We start from the raw sequence: 18,169 nt of genomic DNA on the forward strand, positions 1-18,169 counted from the left end.
AACAAAAGTTCTGTTGGAGAAGTAAACAATAATTCACTATATCCTTTTATATAAGTTCAAATAATGGCTCACTCCCATATATTTTGTCCCTTTCAGAAATCCACTCGAAGTATAAAATTTGTCACCCTGTACTGTATCTGTATTTAAAACAACAATATTAAAATGTTTTTTCGCATCGTTTATAATTCTCGCTAATAATAACCTCCCTAATCCTTTCCTTCGGTATTTTTTTGCAATATAAAATCTCCTTATCCTACCAATCTTATTGTTTATTGTATATGGATCCTCATTTAACCCTCCTATTCCAATTAACTTTTCCCCTTGAAAAATCCCATATAAGCATTCACCAGTTTTATTAAACGTGTTTATTTTATTTTCATATTCACTTATTAGTTTTATTAGGAAATAAAATCCTTCGTCTTTGCTTTCCTGAACAAGATAATCGTGTTCGTATATCATTAAATCTTCAATTTGTTGAATATGTATATCTTTCAAGTAAATCTCCCCTTACTATGAAAATACATAAAAATGCTCTAGAATTTTTGATTCTGAGCATTTTTATGATTGTTATCTTATTCAATTCGTAGTATGTGTATTCTTCACTTTAGATATAAATCGATAATATAGTTGTTTAATTCTTATTTAACTAAAGCATCTGTTTGTTTAAGTGTATACATTCACATTTATATTTTCTCTCAAATATACTATCAGTTTATATATTCCCCATTCTTCTCTAACAGGTTCAAGATAAATTGTAATTTGTTAATCAATATGTTTGTGTAACCACTGTTCAAATATTTTTAACTGTTCTTCAGTATGAAGGTAATGTTCACCCGTCTCCATAACTTCTAATTCACAACAATGTTTTTTTGTAAAATAGTTAATAGTTTCAAATTCGCACAGTTCATCCTTAGCTCCGTACATAATATATGTATCTGTATTCCATGTACTAATAGGATGCTCTTTTACATAGCATAAATAATCCCAATATAACTTTTGACCAATAGGTGTCTCTATAGTCATTTCTTTTTGTAAAAGCTCCGGTGTTACATTAAACCATTTCATCATATTTTCTATAATTCGTTCCATATTAACTACTGGTGATAAAAATAATGCCTTTTCTATCACATCATTTTGAAAAGCTAAAAGGCTAAAATATGCTCCCATACTACATGCAAACACGTTTATTTCTTTCCAATGTTCTTTTGCGTAGTTCATAATTATAGATAATTCATTAACACAAAACTGTACTTTACAAGGAGTGTTATCATTCTTTCTTTCTCCATGCTCAGGTAAATCAAAGCTTAATACTTGATAACCTTTTCGATCGGCTTCTTCAGCTAATATTTGAATAACTACATCTTCCTTATTTGACATATTTCCATGTACTGCAATAAAAATTTTTTCACTCTTATCTCCCCACAAAACCGCAGGAATATTACTAATTTTAAAATTATTTTTAAGCATATTCCCCTCCATAAAATAAGACATATAGGACTCGAAAAAAATGCACACACTTTATTTATCTCTGTACAGCAGGCAGTATCCGCTTTAAATCTATTAAATCATCTATTACTATATCAGCCTGAGCAAGTTCATCTTCTTGCGCAAAATCAAAATTGCATCCAATTGCCAGTAAACCGTTGTCTTTCGCTGCATTTATATCAGATAGCCGGTCACCAACTACGGCTGCCTCTTTTATATCATATTTGTTCATAATACTTTTAACTAAGTCACCTTTATTTAGCGATTGTATTTGTTCGATACTAAACGTTTCAGTCACCCACTTGTCTAAAGCATAATAAGTTACGATTGCTCGTAAATATTCTTTCAAACCATTACTAGCAATGTAAATTGAACAATTATTTTCTTTTATATATGTAAATATTTCTTTTACATTTGGATATAAAGCGCCTTTTCCGCTTTTTATGTTTTCAATTAGTCTATCTAAAAAATATGCATCTGTTTGTTCTCTTATTTCAATAGAATGTTCCGGTAATAAAGCTTCCCAAACTTTCGGTAGCGGCACACCCATAATTTCACGGTATTTTTCAATCGGTGTTACCGTATCCCATAATTGAAGTGATCTTAAGTGATCAAAAGTATCATCTAACGATAATTCTAAAATTTTATCTGTTTGAAATAATGTTCCATCCATATCAAAAATTAATGCTTGTAACATTCTTATCTCTCCTTTTGGACTATAGTTTTACCAGATATATTTTTAAGAATCTCAATAATAATTTCCGAGCAATAATTTGCAGCAGTTTTCGCGAAATCATCATAAGAAACTTGAGCTTCATCATCTGCACTGTCAGAAATACATCGTATAACAAGAAACGGTATATCATTTATGTAGGCAACATGTCCAATTGCTGCACCTTCCATTTCTGTACAATGAGGTGCGTATTCGTCTATTAATTTTGCCTTTAACTTTGAATCTTCAACAAAACATTCACCACTTACAATTCTTCCTTCGTGAGCTTGAATATTTGAACTATTACTGTTACATGCTTTACGTGCTAACTCTATCAATTCCTTACTTGCAATAAACTCCTCTTGAAACGGGAATAATTTTTTCATTTGATTTTTACTTACATCATGATGGGTAACATTAGTTGAAATAACTACATCACCAACTTTTACATCTGGATGTAATCCACCAGCAACGCCCGTATTGATGATAGAGTCTACATTAAATTTATGAATTAATGTTTGCGCACATGCAGCTGCATTTACTTTCCCTACACCAGAACGTGCAATAATTACTTCTGTTCCCATGAATTCTCCAATATAAAATGGCATTCCCGCTATTGTCTGTTCTTCTTGTATTACTAGCTTTTCTAAAAGTAAATCTATTTCAATTTGCATTGCTCCGATAATGCCGATTCTGTTCATGTATGTAGTCCCCTTTATTAATTAATCCCTTTAATCCTCTCTGACATAACCGACAATAAAAATTTCGGAAGTACAAGTTGTCTCTTTAATCTTTTCGGCTGTGAGAGTAACCTATACAGCCATTCAGTTCCAGTATCCCTCATTATTTTCGGTGCTCTTTTTACAGTACCAGATATTATATCAATCATTCCTCCGATACCAATAGATAGCGGAACGTTTAATGTTTGTATGTTTTCATAAATGAACTCTTCTTGTTTTGGTGAACCTAGTCCTACAAGTAATAAATGCGGCTTGAATTGCTTAATTTTCATTTTTATTTCTTCTATTTCTTCACCATTTACAAAGCCATGCTGTCCTTTAAACTGTGCTCCTGGGAACTGCTCATTTAATTTTTCTATTGCCTTTTTATTACTTTCTGGCACAGCTCCAAAAAGAAAGACACGATATTCATTGTCGTTACAATATTTTATTAAATCGTGAGTTAAATCCGCCCCAGTAACACGTTCTTTCAAAGTTCCTTTTAATATTTTCGAGCCAATTATGACACCAATCCCATCCGCTGTTATTAAATCCGCAGATAGTAACATCTTTTTAAACTCCTTTGATTTTTCCGTATTTTCCTTTGCAGACATAACAATTTCAGGATTTGCAGTTACTACAAACCTTGGTTTCTCTTGTTGTTCATGTAGCCAACCTTTTAATAAACTTATAGCTTTTGCATATTCTAAAGTTGAAAAAGGTATACCTTTTATAAATTGCTGATCCACTGTACTCTCCCCTTACATAAGCTGCAAATATTCATCAATGTCTTTAGAAATTTGAATAAAAGCTTTATTCCAAAATTCATAATTTCTTATATCTATTTCAAAATGTTTTTTCATAAGCTCCTCTACTGGAGCCTTTCCTGTTTCTCGTAAGAACTCTTTATATTTCAAATGAAAAGTACTTTTACCTTCTTGAGCTATTTCTAATAAGCTAAAACTTACTAAATATCCAAACGTGTATGGATAATTGTAAAAAGGAACATCTGCTATATAAAATTGAATATATTTCATCCATACAAACGGCTGGTATTCACTTAAAGCATTTCCATAAGCTTCTTTTTGTGCAATTATAGATAATTTCTCAATTTCATCAGCACTTAAAGGACCCTCTTTACATTTTTCATAAAATGTTTTTTCAAACTGATACGATGCTCGTATTGCCATTACATAATTAAAACTATTTCTTATTTTCCAGCTAAGTAATGACTTTTTCATATCTTTACTATCCGTTGTTTCAATTAGATAATTTAAGAGTACCGTTTCAAAGAAAATAGATGCTGATTCAGCCGTACTCATCGGCAAATAATCATCTAAAAAAGATGTAGATTGTTCAAAACTCATATTATAAAAATGCCAAGGATGTCCTAATTCATGAGCGAGCACTCTTACACTATCTATACTCCCATCATAACGCATGGAGATTCTCGATTCTTTCTCACTGAAAAATGGAGCACAAAACCCACCTGGTGGTTTATTCTCTCTCGGTTCAGCATCTATCCATCCACTTTCTATCGCATTACGTGCAAATTCTGCTAATTCTTGATCAATATTCTTACATGCATCATAAACGTTTTGTACTGCTACTGAAAAAGGAATCATGACCTCGTTACTTTCCTTTACTGTCATAAGTTCATGCCATGTAATCGAAGCTTTCCCTTTCTTATACACGTTTAAAGCACTTACTAATTTATCAAGGTTTTCTTCTGTCACATTCCACATTTGGAATAATACAGTTTCTGAAATGCCATTCGCATGAAAAGATTGTGTTAAAATCTCTCTATCTTCTATTTCATTACTCTTTGCATTACGCAATCTCCCTACTTGATTTAATACAGTAGCAAAGATTTCTTTTTCCTTATGTAAAGCACATGTTAATGAATCGAATACTTCTAATCTTTCCTTTTCATTATCACTATTCATTGCAATAGTATTTGCTTGTCCAAAGGATAATAGTTTATTATTGTGCTCTATTTCTATCCTATCCCGTAATTGTATGTACATATTTTCCCACGCATTAAGTTCATCTTTTATTAACTTAGTATTATCTGAAGTTTCCACTTCATTATGTTTTATTACTTGCTGTAATTCACTTTTTAGTTCCTTCACTTTCACGGTCAATTTAGTAAGGTCAGATGGAACACTTTCTTCAACCGATAGACAGTACAAATAGTATTCTGCTTTTTCAATAGCTTGTATAAGCTTTGAAAGAATCTCTACATCTTTTGTTACAAAATATTGCTCTTTCAACTCCAAAATCGGAAATAGAATATCCTCATTCAAATACAAGCGATTTAAATCCCATCTAGCACTTTCTTGCATTTTTATAGCCACCTCCTATTTTTACAAATAGTTACAGATATTTCTCCACACACAATTATATATGAAATGGAAAAATTTTGATATCTTCAAATATTTAAATTCCTATAAATATATTCTTATTTATACTCTTTTCTTCTACCATTAAGTATCATTACACATATAAAAAATAATCCCTCTACAAGATTGCATTTGATATAGGAAAACTTCAAAGATTTTATCTTCATCAATACCATATCGACCGATTATCACAGATTAAAAAATAAAAAAGGATTGATCAAAAGATCAATCCTTTACTCTACTTCATTTAAGAAAAATAACGTTATAACGCCAGGTCCTGTATGTGCACCGATTGCTGCACCAATTGTATTTACGATAAATACTTCACAGCCAAATCTTTCCGTAATTAATGATTTTAATGCTTCCGCTGTTTCTAAATCGTCACCGTGAGTCATACCGATTGTTTGACCTTTAAGGTCTTTACCACGTTCTTCCATAATATCAACAATACGGCTTAATACTTTCTTTTTCCCTCGTACCTTTTCAAGTGGTACAAGTTTTCCTTCTTCCACGTTTAAGATCGGTTTAATGTTTAGTAAACCACCGATAAATCCTGCGACTTTACTTAAACGTCCACCTCTCACTAAGTACTGTAAGTCAGCTACAGTGAAGATATGTTCCATATGGCTCATTAGAAAATCAACACGCTTTAAAATATCTTCTTTTGGTGCGCCGTCTTTTGCCATTTTAGCAGCTTCTAAAACGACAAGACCTTGACCAAGCGAAGCACATTTCGTATCAATAATTTCTAAATCTAAGTTAGCATATGTTTCTTTTACTTCCTCTTTAATGACAACTGATGATTGATATGTACCAGACAGTTCAGATGAAAAAGCTAAATATATACAAGGATTACCTTCTTTTGCATAAGAAACAAATTTTTCTTGGAACGTTTCAAGTGAAGGCAATGACGTTCTATAAACAGCGCCTTCTCTCATTTTTTGCAATAATGTAACTGACTCTAATGTTACTCCATCTAAATACTCTGTTTCTGCTTCATCATATACACGGAGTGGAATTAAATCAATATCATATGCTTGCAGCAATTCTACTGGTAAATCCGCCGCACTATCCGTAATGATTTTAACACCCATTTTTAAACCTCTATTCTGTTATAAATATAAAATAATAAAATAAAAATAGTACTTTTAAATTATATACGTAAAACTTAAATGAAGAAAGGAAAACACTTTATATTGTATGCACTATTCTTCAAAACTTGAACTGTTAATGAAAATGATTCTATTTTAAACACCTTTTTCTTATTATTTTTCTAAAACACGAATAATTTTATAAGTATTTTGTATCATTATATTTTAATTCTTTATCTTAATATAATCTTTTCAAATTCATACTGTTTAAAATTGAAAAGCCAAATCCAATAAAGGAAATGGCTTTTACATTTTCATAAAATAACCAAACTTTATTTTCCATCAAATTGTTTGTTTACATTCATACTTTGGTGATGTTGAATATTAGTCCAGTTATGATAAATATTTATAGCCTGTACTATAATTAAAACAGTGAATATTCACCTGTAAGAATCACTAGATAAAAACAAGTTAAACATTTTATAAAATATTTAATTTTACTAGTAAAGCTAATAAAATTTGGAGAAGAATTTGAACATTTACTGCTATGTCTGTATCCGTAGTCGTAACTGTAACATTTCTAGAATTTCTAATAACAGTTTCTTGTTTATTAATTTGTTTAATAGATGATTTTTGAAACAATTCTTGTGCTACACGGTCAGCTTTTTCACTATCTGCTATAGAAATACTTATTATAACCACGATAGCTGCTTGTAATGCTGCTTGAATAGATAAAGCAGCTTTTGTATCTGTAGTAGTAACTTCTACATCTGCTGAATCTACAATTGTAATAGATTCTTCAGAAATTTGATACGTTTTACTTTCTTGCGCAGCTGCTTCTGAAACGCTAGCATTTTTAAAAGATGGATGAGGATTTGAGGAATCTAATGCACTCCACTTTTTATTTTCATCTGAATGACATGTTTTGTCCATGCGTTCACCCCCTTTCAATCTAAATAATTATTAACTTGTGATTGTATTTCAGAAACAATACTTTTAATTTGCTGCTTTTTTTCTGGTGATAAATTTTTTAATTTTTCTTCATTTATCCCATGCCTATTAAAAATATCTGAGAGTAAAAGGTCTATAATTATATTCTTTTGATCCTTATCAAACTTAAAGGAAGAAAATTTGTTTAAATCATCCATTTACAATATTCACTCCAATCAATTTTCTATAAAATTTTAAATATCTACGAGCATTATATGTAATGAAATAAAAATTGCTTGGACAAGTAACTTAATCTTCTATTTTCACTTCTTTTTGCTAATAAAATCAAAAGCTGACTTCTAATAAGAAGACAGCTTTCCTTCACTTCACATAAATATAAGTTTCATTACTGTTAAATCATGTATTTTATCTTTATTTGTAGTTTTCCACACTTGCTTTACCATTAATCTTGAATATTAATTCAGTCATAATAAAAAGTCCAAGCTTGTACCACGTATTACAACAAAAAACATTTACTTAGAGTGAAAACTTATAGCTAAATATCAATAGGATAGACACTTTATAAAATGTTTAGTTTAACTAATAAAGCTAATAAAATTTGAAGGAGAATTTGAATATTCACTGCAATATCTGTATCAGTAGTTGTTACGGTTACGTTTCTAGAATTTTTAATAAATGTTTTTTGTCTATTAATTTGTTTAATAGCTGATTTTTGAAATAATTCTTGTGTTATTTTATCTGCCTTTTCACTATCTGCTATAGAAATACTTACTACAACTACGATAGCTGCTTGTAATGCCGCTTGGATAGATAGCGCAGCTTTTGTATCTGTAGTAGTAACTTGTACATCTGCTGAATCAACTATTTCAATATATTCCTCAGAAATTTGATCGATTTCATCTGTTTGTATAGCTGCCTCTAAAAAATTTGCATTTTTACTAAACGAATAATCATTTAATGATTCGCAATCTTCTTTTTTTGGCTCGCAATCCTCTTTTTTCGGCTCACAATCTTCTTTTTTTGGCTCACAATCCTCTTTTTTTGGCTCATGAACTCGTTTTTTCGGCTCAAACTCCCGGTTTAATGGATCCCGATTTTTCTTTCGTCTACAAACTTCACATTCACACATAAAATCACCCCTTTTAGTCTTAAAAATTAGCAATATTAAAATATTGACTAACTAATAGCATTTTATGTATTTTTTTTAAATTTGTTTGGACAAGTAACTTAATCTTCTACTTCTTTTTCTAATAAAAAAAGCTGCCTTCTAATAAGAAGACAACTTTCTTTGTGACTACTCTAGAATAGATTTCATACAATATAATTGTTCCTTCCTTATAACCTGAGTTCGTCACTTTAGTTATAAAAATGTGGGTATATCCTATACCTTTTTTAGGGACCATCCATAATTTATTTCATAAAAAGTGCTTTGTTTTACTGAAAGGTGGTTGCGGAAACAACCGCCTTTTTATTCGGAACAAAATAAAACTTTTATATAAAAGACCCATACTTAAATACACTAAACTTCATATAATATATTGCATCCTTTCTTTTTAGAATAAGTAGTCGTTTACTGAAGGGCACTTTTCGAAGTGCTCTTATCTTTAATCCCCCTCTTTTTCAGGAAGAGTTTTTTTACTAAACCCTAATATGATTTGTATCACTAAGGCTAGGGATTACGACATTTCCTTAATAACTTCAATGAATACAGTAGCTACTAATTAAAATACCCCTATGTTCTTCTCTACACTTAAACCATCGTGCATTACCGAACACATGAATTAATTTTTATTTTGACTATGTAACACTAAATTCACAAGATTATTATCCTATGTTTGATGAAGCCATCATTTCAATGCCAGCAACCCCACACTTTTAACTAATAACTTAAACAAATGGGCTACCTCAAGGTTCCTTTGATATAGTATGTTATGTTCTATATAATGAAGAGAGCGCTAGTATTCCGAAGGAGGATATATATGAGTATTCAATTGGCCACATCTAACGATTTAAAATGGATTAATAGTCAATATGACTCAATAGGATTTGTACGAAGTGATTTAAAGAGAGATAAAGTTGCAATTATTACATATAACAACGAGTATGCAGGTGTTGGCCGATTAGTCCAAATAGATGAAGATACTTTAGAAATGGGCGGGATTTTTATTCTGCCTCAATTTAGAGGGCTTCAATTAGCTGGTGAGCTTGTTTCATTTTTAGTAGAAACTGCGAAAAAATCACAAATACAAAATGTATATTGTCTTCCTTTTGAGGAATTAGAAAACTTTTATAAGAAATATGGATATACTGAAGTCGATACTACGACAGAAGCAGTCCATCCAATTATTCTAAAAAAATATAATTGGTGTTTGGAGAACTACGATAAACACGTTCTACTATTTAAATTGTAAATGTAATAAAGTGAAACTTTAATCAGTGGGAGTTTTAATCAAATCTCTCACCAATCGGGCTTTGATTAAAACTCTATGTTCCGTCAATACTATAGATAATATGATTGTATTTCTCCATTCCCCCTTGGAGAGGAGCAGTTGGCTTTTGCTAGCTGCTCTTTTATTTTTTCAAAAAGTCACATAAATATCTTTAATTCCAAACATTCAAAAGATAAAATATGATATGATTGTTATGAAGATATTTACCAACTAATAAATGCGCCCTAGACTTACGTACTAGGGCGCATTTATTTTTTAGTATGTAACTCCTTCACTCATCTATTATCCACAAAATAAGTATCATATGCCTTATCAAATTCATATCCTAACTTTTCTGCTAGTTTAGCAGATGTAGTATTCGCTGCGTCCCAGTTTGGATACTTTCCATTTTCTAAGCAATCCAATATAAGAGCTGCACTTACTACAGTTGCCAAGCCCTCTCTTCTATGATTGTGATCAGTCGCAACTTCAATTTCAATCCCATCATTATAAATACTATACGAGGATGCACCGCATACAACTTCTCCGTTATATAAAATGCTATAACCTATACCACGGTTTATATAATCTTCTACCGAATGAAATTGACTTGTGAAATCTTCAGATATCTTATGTAATGTAGGGCTATTTGCGATATGCTCGTCTATTCTTCTTAACTCATATTCTTTTGGAAGTGCTGATATAAAAGATTTTAATTTTGAACGATTAAAAACTTCTGGATTTCGTTTGAATTTATAACGTAAAAACTTATCTATTTTTCTTTCATGGAATGTTTCTAAGCGTTGTTTCCACTCTTCACTATTTACGATAACTAAAATTCTTTCTGGAATATTACGTAATAACTCTTCTGTTTCTTTCGTATTTGGGTCTCCAGCGTAAAATGTAAAAATCCCTACCGTAACTTGTGCTACTTTTGGATTTTCAAGATCATTTACCCAAGCAGTACCCATATGCCCTTGTAAATAAGAAAGTAAAACAACGTTATTGAAATCCTCAAACATAGAAATTAGTTTTTTTCTTGTATGTATATTCGCTTCATATATCATTTACATTCCCGCCTTCTTTAGAATCAACTACTCTTAACATTTTCATGAGCGCTCCATAATTCGTATTCATATACATACCCACCTGTTCATCATAAAAGCAATTGACTATTAAATTAAAACTTCGAATATTTATAAAATATCAGTAAACATAAAATGATTATAACATCTACTAACTATGAAATGATCAACATATAAAATAAGTCAACAATAAATATATTTCTTACCCGTTAACAAACGGTTTGAAGGACCAACATAATTAATTATGTAACAACCCTCAACAATAGTTTGAGGGTGCATTTAAATACATGTGTTATAACTCATTTTTATAAATAAAAGATTCCGTCTCACCGTTCTTATATACTTTAGTCAATTTAACAACTGATTTGTACGTGTTAACGTCATCCTCTATCATTTTTTTCACCTCTTCTATTTCGGCATCACCAGTTCCGCCCTCTATTTTTAAACAGTTCGAAATGGAAAGGTATCCGCTTGATGCCAATATAAAAATAAAAATCGTATCAGGAAAATTAATAAATAATAATCCGTAGTTTAAAGGGTCTCCAGCTGGATGTGATAAAAGTAATCGAAAACCTACCAGTTCAGGTACTTGAACAAACTCTCTAGAAACTTTCGCCTCACCTACTATAGTAATTTGCTTTACTACATTCCCGAGATCATCTGTAAATTCAGTACATCTAGGTGGATTAATTGTTGTTGCTTGGAAAGACACATTTAATTCAGGATTGTTAAAATCGAAAAAGATTGTACTCCCCTCTGTTAAACAATGCGGGCAAACATTTCCTAGCAAGCTAAAGTCCTCTTCAATATATTTAACTTTTGTTTTGCAACTACATACTTTCCCTATTCGAATTGCATCAATCTTTGAACAATCGACAAATATAACCTCATTGTCTTCTTGTACGAATGATACGATACCTGTTTTCTTATTAAATGAAAGAAAATAAGATACAGCAATTTCGTTTCCTGCTATTATGATACTTTCAACTTTTGTATACGGTTCTAGACTCTGTAAAAACTCACATATACTATTTTGGCAACACCCACAATCACGTTTCGGTTCACACCCCACTTACACTCCATCCCTTCTCTATATAGAATTGCTACTACATATATATGAGAAGAAAATAAGAAAAGCTTGGACAATATAACGTTAACGTAGCAATATCGTTACCTACTCGTACATTTATATGGAAATCACACCATTTTTGAGTAAGGAAACATAATTTTTACTATAAATACATATAACAATTTCATCTTTCATGAAAAAAACGTTATAATAAGGTGTAGCCTCTACGATTACGTTATAAAGGAGATTAAAACAATGGCTAAAATTAAAGTATACCAAGCAAAAGAGGAAAATATGGAAGCAGTAAAAAACATCATTGATGTTGAGGAACAAAACCCAACTGCTGAAAATTTACAAAATCTATATGCGTGTGTATTAGATACTGAAGATATGGCATTGCCTGAATCATATATTGAAGAAGATATCTTAATTGATTCTATTGAAGTTATGGTTAACGCTTCTCAAAGCAAAGTAAGAGACTTAGGCGCATACGATGTAATCGAAGTTCAAAACAAAGGCAAGAAAACGCAAATTTTATTACTTGCAGACGAAGAATACGAAATTATCGAAGGCTAATCTAACACCGTACATACGAAAAAGCTCCTTTCCAATTAGAAAGGAGCTTTTTCATTACGCTTTTGATGTTTCACTCTTTTTATTCGTTTGTTGTTTCTTAATTACCATGCGCTCATTTCCCATAAAGAAAATGAATATGAATGCTAATCCAGCTGGTACCAATGCCCACATGAATGTTTGAACAATTGAACTAGAAAGAGCGTCAATAATCTTATCTAATATTTGCGGAGGGATTTGAGATCTTGCCGATTCTGATAGAATAGCTCTTGAATCCCCTAAAGCGTTTGTATTCATTCCCCCGCTCATCCCTTTAAATGCTTCTTCTAATTGATCTTGGAAACCTGTTCTTTGGATCATTCCGAAGATTGTAATGCCTAGTGTCATTCCTAACGAACGAATGAAGTTACTCGTTGAAGTCGCAGACCCGCGCTGTTCCATACCGAAGTTGTGAATAGCTGCCATACTTAGTACAGAGAATGAGAAACCGACTCCAAATCCGATAATAATCATATAAACTGTTAATAATGCACGACTTGTTTCTGGTGTTAACGTGCTTAATAAGAATAGTCCAATTAGCATAATAACCGCAGAAATAATCATAATGTTTCGGTAGCTAAGTTTAGTTGTTAAAAATCCGCCTAACTGCGCTGTTACGACTGATCCTAACATCATCGGTAAAAGTAATAATCCTGAGTTTGTTGCGGTACCACCGTATACACCTTGAATAAATAACGGAATGTACACAGTTGCTGACATAAATGCAGCACCGTAACATAAAGCAATAATTGTACTCATTCCGAATAAGCGCTGCTTAAACATCTCAAATGAAATAATTGGTTCTTCTACTTTTCGTTCAATAAAAATGAATGCGATGATTAAAATGGCGAATCCACCAAATAAGCTTAAAATAAAGCTAGAATCCCAATCATATTTTTGTCCACCTAGTTCTAAAGCAAACATTAAACAAATTACTGCACCAACTAAAGTAATTGCGCCAAACCAATCAATTTTTTGCTTTCTATGAACGCGTGATTCTTTATAAAAGAATGTAATAAAAATAAGTGCTAAAATGCCAAGTGGTAAGTTAATATAAAATACCCAGTGCCAGCTAATGTAATCGGTAATATATGCGCCAAGTAATGGCCCGAAAATACTAGATAATCCAAATACCGCTCCGAATAAACCACCCATTTTCCCGCGTTTTTCAGGTGGGAAAATATCAAAAACGATAGTAAACGCGATTGGCACTAATGCCCCGCCGCCAATACCTTGAATGGCACGATAAATACCTAACTGTGTAATATTTTCAGCAGTACCACAAAGTGCCGAACCAATCATAAAGACAATTAAACCGAAAATAAAGAATCTCTTTCTACCATACATATCTGATAGCTTACCGAAAATCGGCATGCCTGCCATTTCTGCGACCATATAGGCAGAAACGATCCATACAAAGTTTTCGAGGCCTCCTAAGTCACCAACGATTGTTCCCATCGCCGTTACGACAATGGTATTATCCATCGATGCCATTAAAATACCTAGCAATAAGCCCGCCACAACAAAGCCGAGCTTATTATTCTTCTCAACCATATCTCTTGCTCTCCCTCATACTACTTATATTTGTTTATGTTCTTTTACGACTGCATTACCTTTTTGATTAAAACTAGTATGATATTCTACAACACTAATTTCACATCCAGGACCAATTGTGACGTTGTTGCCTCTTACAACTTCAGCAATCGTATGTTCTAAATAGATATCATCTCCTTCAACAATCGAAGTTTGGAGGTTTCCAGCATGACTAGTAAAAGGAATAAATCTCGCTTTTTTACGAACAGTAATCTTTTTACCACCAATTTCTCTTACCTTACTGCCTTCATAACGAAGTGAGATTTGAATATTTTCAGCATTAAGTAATCCATCACTTTCAAGACCACCAGTTAATGATAAATCTTCTACTTCAATATCTCCCTTTACATTTAAAGCACCTTTTACATCTACGAAATCACCTGAAAACTTTCCTTCAATATCTATCATACCTCTAACTTTTGTTTTTTCAATATGAGCATCACCATGAATTTGTGTATTACCATATACTTTTACATATTCCGCATCTACATTTCCTTGTACTTCGTTATCTCCATACACGACATAGTTTTTCACTTTCACATTACCGTGTACATCACTCGTTCCGTACGTTTTAAACTCATTGCAACTCATATCATTCGTAATTGTTCCTTCACCGCGAATCTTCACTTTATTATAATCTCCGCCTGCTGAATTACCAGAACCATTTACTGTGAGACTATGTGGATGTTCCATACTGATTTCTCCCTTCCGTTAAACCTGCTTAATTTCTTTTACATTTGCATTTTTATCAACAGTAAGAACACCGGTATATTCAATCAGTTCAATCTCACAGTTTGCTCCTACTGTAACATTGTTTCCTCTTACCGTTCTTATGTGAGCATAATCAATATCGATATTGTCACCTTCTAATAGTTCAGCTTCTAACTGCAAGCCAAACACTGTTTTAAATAACCTACTAAATGTACCTGATCTATGTCTTACTTTAATCGTTTGACCACCAATTTCTTTCGCTCGACATGTACCGTGAATATTTATATTAATTTCATCTGCGCTTAATAAACCACCGATTGTAAATTGTCCTTCTGAAGAAAAAGTATCCACTTCACAATTACCGTCAATTGTAGCTTGACCATTGACTTTAAATTCTTCACCAGTGACATTTCCACCTATCGTACCTTTTCCTGCAATTTTCAAACTGTTTGCTTTTACATTTTGCGTAATTGTTGCTTTTCCATCAATTCGCATCGTTTCAGCATGAACTGTACCATCAACTTTACCAGATCCGCTAATTCGTGCACTGCTACTTTTCAAATCACCAGTAACTGCACCGTAACCGTTACATTCAAATTGCTCACATTCAACATTTCCATTCACAGTTCCTTTTCCGTTTAATTGCACTTTATGAAACTCGCCACCATTCGATGAACCGTAACCATTTATAATCAAATTATCTGTACGCATACTTTCTCCTCCACTACAACAATTTAGTTTTTAATGCTTCGGTATATTTCATAATCGCTTCGCGTAAAACGATTTTGGTGCCTTTTTCAAAAATTAAATCGTCCACGTTTGAAACTAATAAACATGTAGAAATACCTAACTTTCGGACAATGATTAAGTCACAAGTTTTATGTTTCATTGCTTCATAATTTTCACGTAAAACTTGCAAGACCATTTTTCCTTCTTCTAAACTAATCTCTCCTGATTGTAGTAATTCTTCTAACATGTACACATAAAGAATGTCTACAAATTGAAACTCTGCTGTTTTATTCGTTTGTTCTATGAAAAATTGTAAAACTGGTTCTGATGCAATCCCCTTGCGTAAAATCTCTTCCTTTGTTAAAAGAATTTCTCTCACACTCGGTGAAAACATGTTCGCTAGTTCATCAAGTGATAAATCCTCTTTCATCGTTTGGATTTTATCGATACGCTCTAATATCTTTTCTTTCGGAAAAAATGTCTCTTGACCTGTAAACGTTGATTTTCGTACAAACCAATCTTCCGGAATTAAATTTTTTCTTTTCCACCTATATAACTGTCCGTATGAAATACCAGTTAGTTCTAATAAATCTTTTTTTGAAATTAAATCTGTACTCAACTGTATAACACTCCTTCCTGATAACAATGTAACATAACACTGTTACGCTGTAAATAGACTTTTATCACAAGTAGCGTAACAATGTGTAAAACAAACCTATTCTCACATACAAAAAGGCTCTTACACATCTTATGAAAATGTGCAAAAGCCCTTATATATCAAGATTTAAACCAAATATTATAAAAATCAATCCAACCTTGTGAATTAATCATTATATTTTGAACTTTTTCATGTGTACTTACCTCTTGTTTATTACGATATAAAGGAATAATATGAATTTGACGTAACAAAGTATCCTCGATATCGCGTAACAGTGTAACTCTTTTCTCTAATTCTTCTTGTCTAAAATAAGGAGACAACTTTTCATGAAAGTCCATGCTGCTTTGTCCATGAATAAAACTATTTTTTGTAAGAAACATATATAATAAACTATCTTCTATTCGTTCACTTATTGTGGCACTATCATGCATCATATCGGCCTTTTGTATCGTACTTACTTCCAATAGCTCTTCTATCTCAAGAAAATTATTTTCTACACGAATCCCGTACTTCGCACACTCTTTTTGTATCCATTGTGCATCTTCAACATGATCTCGTCCTGTAAATGTGTAGAGTTGTAGCACTTCACTATGATAAGTACTCCTTTTAATTAAACTTTCGATATCTTCGTCAATATCTACTATGCTTTCATTTGCTAATATTAGTTTCTTTGCCACTTCTCCACGTTCTCCGCCGAGTTCTTGAACGATTGTATAACCATGAATGATTTGATATAACGCTTTCCGAAATAACGCATCTTGCATTGGTCCTTCTTTCGTAAGATTACATGTTATATATGTCACGTTCGACTCAAGCCGAGACAATTCTTTATTATGTTTTTCTTTATCTTTATACTGCGCCTTTACTAAAACATCGTATGTACTTACACCTTGTTCTACATTCCACAACTCAATACGATCTAAAAAAGGTCTTTCACGAAAATATAAAGGATGTCCTTCTAAAATGAACAGATTTTCATTACTTTTATATAATTGAAAAGGCCCTGTTCCAATTAACCCTCCTGCTTCATCTTCATTCACGATAGAACACTGTTCTGCACTTAGCATATGTAAAAACATTCGATTTTCCGTATGTAATTGAATTTCGAAAACGTAGTCATCCACTGAACGGATATTTTCAACGTGTTGTAACATCCATGCGTGTGCATTATTTTCCATCTTCATAAATCGATTCAACGAGTATATAACATCATGTGCAGTAAGTTGTTTTCCATTATGAAAGTGAACTCCCTTTCGTAAGTAAAACGTCCATATTTTTTCAGCGTCATTATATTCCCAGTGAAATGCAAGTCTTGGCTCTATAATGTTTGTATTACCGTCTACATACACGAGTGTGTCGAATATATGTTTTACCATATGGCATTCTGAACGCATTGTAGCGTATACAGGATCTAATGTGATATCTAAATTCATTTGTACTTGCAACCGGAGTACATCTCTTCTCCCTTCAGATGTCATTTCAACCTTATGACCAAATATTGAATCCACCCAGGAGTGATATTCTCCCTTTACCGATGGAAAATGTGAGCTATAGCGTTCCACAAATATGCTTCCGCTTTTCACATCCCCTTTTTTCGTTATTTCTTTTCCTCTATCTAAAATTAAAGACATCGGGTGCTTTTGAAATATTAACTTAGAACGATTTCCTCTGCCGCGACCTGGAAACCACTTAATCCAATTTAACTCATCTAATTTTTTTATAATTAATTTACTATTACGCTCTGTACAAAATAGTGTTCTAGATATATTTTGCACTGTTACTTCCAATCGTTCTCCCTCTTTTTTCCCTTTTCCATAAGCAATCCATAGTTCAATGTATTGATCTAAAATAAACATCATACTCCCCCTAAAAGGTGAAAAATTCTCCCTATAGTTTCTACCCTTTTTCCAACTCTCCTTTCAT

Annotated in this window: 19 protein-coding genes; 2 read left to right on the forward strand and 17 right to left on the reverse strand. The window is 32.2% G+C overall.

Annotated features, from left to right (window positions below):
• Positions 1-36 precede the first annotated feature (36 nt).
• The 10 genes from GD442_RS13420 to GD442_RS13465 form a co-directional block, all read right to left on the reverse strand.
• Positions 37-495: a GNAT family N-acetyltransferase gene (locus GD442_RS13420; protein ID WP_000651656.1), complete on the reverse strand. Its 459-nt coding sequence runs from the start codon at positions 493-495 to the stop codon at positions 37-39.
• 267 nt (positions 496-762) lie between these two features.
• Positions 763-1,467 carry an alpha/beta hydrolase gene (locus GD442_RS13425; protein WP_000916865.1) on the reverse strand — a complete coding sequence of 235 codons (705 nt, stop codon included), beginning with the start codon at positions 1,465-1,467 and terminating at the stop codon, positions 763-765.
• 55 nt (positions 1,468-1,522) lie between these two features.
• Complete coding sequence (locus GD442_RS13430) at positions 1,523-2,182, reverse strand: HAD hydrolase-like protein (protein WP_000938422.1); 660 nt, start codon at positions 2,180-2,182, stop codon at positions 1,523-1,525.
• Positions 2,183-2,184: 2 nt separating this feature from the next.
• On the reverse strand, positions 2,185-2,898 hold the full coding sequence (locus GD442_RS13435) for a 5'-methylthioadenosine/adenosylhomocysteine nucleosidase (RefSeq protein ID WP_001079719.1): 714 nt from the start codon (positions 2,896-2,898) through the stop codon (positions 2,185-2,187).
• Between the two features lie 17 nt (positions 2,899-2,915).
• The gene (locus GD442_RS13440; RefSeq protein WP_000372656.1) at positions 2,916-3,665 is read right to left on the reverse strand and encodes a WecB/TagA/CpsF family glycosyltransferase; all 750 of its coding nucleotides are present in this window, start codon (positions 3,663-3,665) and stop codon (positions 2,916-2,918) included.
• Positions 3,666-3,677: 12 nt separating this feature from the next.
• Complete coding sequence (locus tag GD442_RS13445; RefSeq protein WP_159365106.1) at positions 3,678-5,261, reverse strand: M3 family metallopeptidase; 1,584 nt, start codon at positions 5,259-5,261, stop codon at positions 3,678-3,680.
• A 290-nt stretch (positions 5,262-5,551) separates the two neighbouring features.
• Positions 5,552-6,412 (reverse strand): DegV family protein, encoded by an 861-nt coding sequence (locus GD442_RS13450; RefSeq protein ID WP_000538276.1) that lies wholly within the window; start codon positions 6,410-6,412, stop codon positions 5,552-5,554.
• A gap of 477 nt (positions 6,413-6,889) precedes the next feature.
• A complete protein-coding gene (locus GD442_RS13455; protein ID WP_000361676.1) occupies positions 6,890-7,342 on the reverse strand; it encodes a spore coat protein in 453 nt (150 codons plus the stop codon).
• Between the two features lie 14 nt (positions 7,343-7,356).
• Positions 7,357-7,557, reverse strand: a complete 201-nt coding sequence (locus GD442_RS13460; protein ID WP_000342253.1) for a spore coat protein W — start codon at positions 7,555-7,557, stop codon at positions 7,357-7,359.
• Between the two features lie 362 nt (positions 7,558-7,919).
• On the reverse strand, positions 7,920-8,489 hold the full coding sequence (locus GD442_RS13465) for a spore coat protein (protein ID WP_000333025.1): 570 nt from the start codon (positions 8,487-8,489) through the stop codon (positions 7,920-7,922).
• A gap of 850 nt (positions 8,490-9,339) precedes the next feature.
• On the opposite strand from GD442_RS13465, the gene GD442_RS13470 reads away from it, so the two are divergent.
• Positions 9,340-9,771: a GNAT family N-acetyltransferase gene (locus tag GD442_RS13470; RefSeq protein ID WP_000027166.1), complete on the forward strand. Its 432-nt coding sequence runs from the start codon at positions 9,340-9,342 to the stop codon at positions 9,769-9,771.
• Positions 9,772-10,085: 314 nt separating this feature from the next.
• Here the strand turns inward: GD442_RS13470 and GD442_RS13475 are convergent, their stop codons facing one another.
• Entirely contained in the window at positions 10,086-10,856 is a 771-nt protein-coding gene (locus GD442_RS13475; RefSeq protein ID WP_000638723.1) for a GNAT family N-acetyltransferase, read from the reverse strand.
• A 310-nt stretch (positions 10,857-11,166) separates the two neighbouring features.
• Positions 11,167-11,946, reverse strand: a complete 780-nt coding sequence (locus GD442_RS13480; protein WP_000501709.1) for a BC_2878 family exosporium-associated protein — start codon at positions 11,944-11,946, stop codon at positions 11,167-11,169.
• Positions 11,947-12,198: 252 nt separating this feature from the next.
• Here GD442_RS13480 and GD442_RS13485 point away from each other — a divergent pair, with 252 nt between their 5' ends.
• Complete coding sequence (locus GD442_RS13485; protein WP_001062733.1) at positions 12,199-12,519, forward strand: hypothetical protein; 321 nt, start codon at positions 12,199-12,201, stop codon at positions 12,517-12,519.
• 54 nt (positions 12,520-12,573) lie between these two features.
• On the opposite strand, the gene GD442_RS13490 is transcribed toward GD442_RS13485, so the two are convergent.
• From GD442_RS13490 to GD442_RS13510, 5 genes are all read right to left on the reverse strand, one after another.
• The gene (locus GD442_RS13490) at positions 12,574-14,109 is read right to left on the reverse strand and encodes an MDR family MFS transporter (protein ID WP_000229608.1); all 1,536 of its coding nucleotides are present in this window, start codon (positions 14,107-14,109) and stop codon (positions 12,574-12,576) included.
• Between the two features lie 24 nt (positions 14,110-14,133).
• Positions 14,134-14,841, reverse strand: a complete 708-nt coding sequence (locus GD442_RS13495; protein WP_000400903.1) for a polymer-forming cytoskeletal protein — start codon at positions 14,839-14,841, stop codon at positions 14,134-14,136.
• 18 nt (positions 14,842-14,859) lie between these two features.
• Positions 14,860-15,570 (reverse strand): bactofilin family protein, encoded by a 711-nt coding sequence (locus tag GD442_RS13500; protein ID WP_001258384.1) that lies wholly within the window; start codon positions 15,568-15,570, stop codon positions 14,860-14,862.
• Positions 15,571-15,583: 13 nt separating this feature from the next.
• Positions 15,584-16,207, reverse strand: a complete 624-nt coding sequence (locus tag GD442_RS13505; protein ID WP_000102257.1) for a YhbD family protein — start codon at positions 16,205-16,207, stop codon at positions 15,584-15,586.
• A 158-nt stretch (positions 16,208-16,365) separates the two neighbouring features.
• Positions 16,366-18,102 (reverse strand): ABC transporter substrate-binding protein, encoded by a 1,737-nt coding sequence (locus GD442_RS13510; protein WP_000470212.1) that lies wholly within the window; start codon positions 18,100-18,102, stop codon positions 16,366-16,368.
• Between the last annotated feature and the right edge of the window lie 67 nt (positions 18,103-18,169).

It is taken from the genome of Bacillus sp. A260 (assembly GCF_009861435.1).
Classification (GTDB): Bacteria; Bacillota; Bacilli; order Bacillales; family Bacillaceae_G; genus Bacillus_A; species Bacillus_A cereus.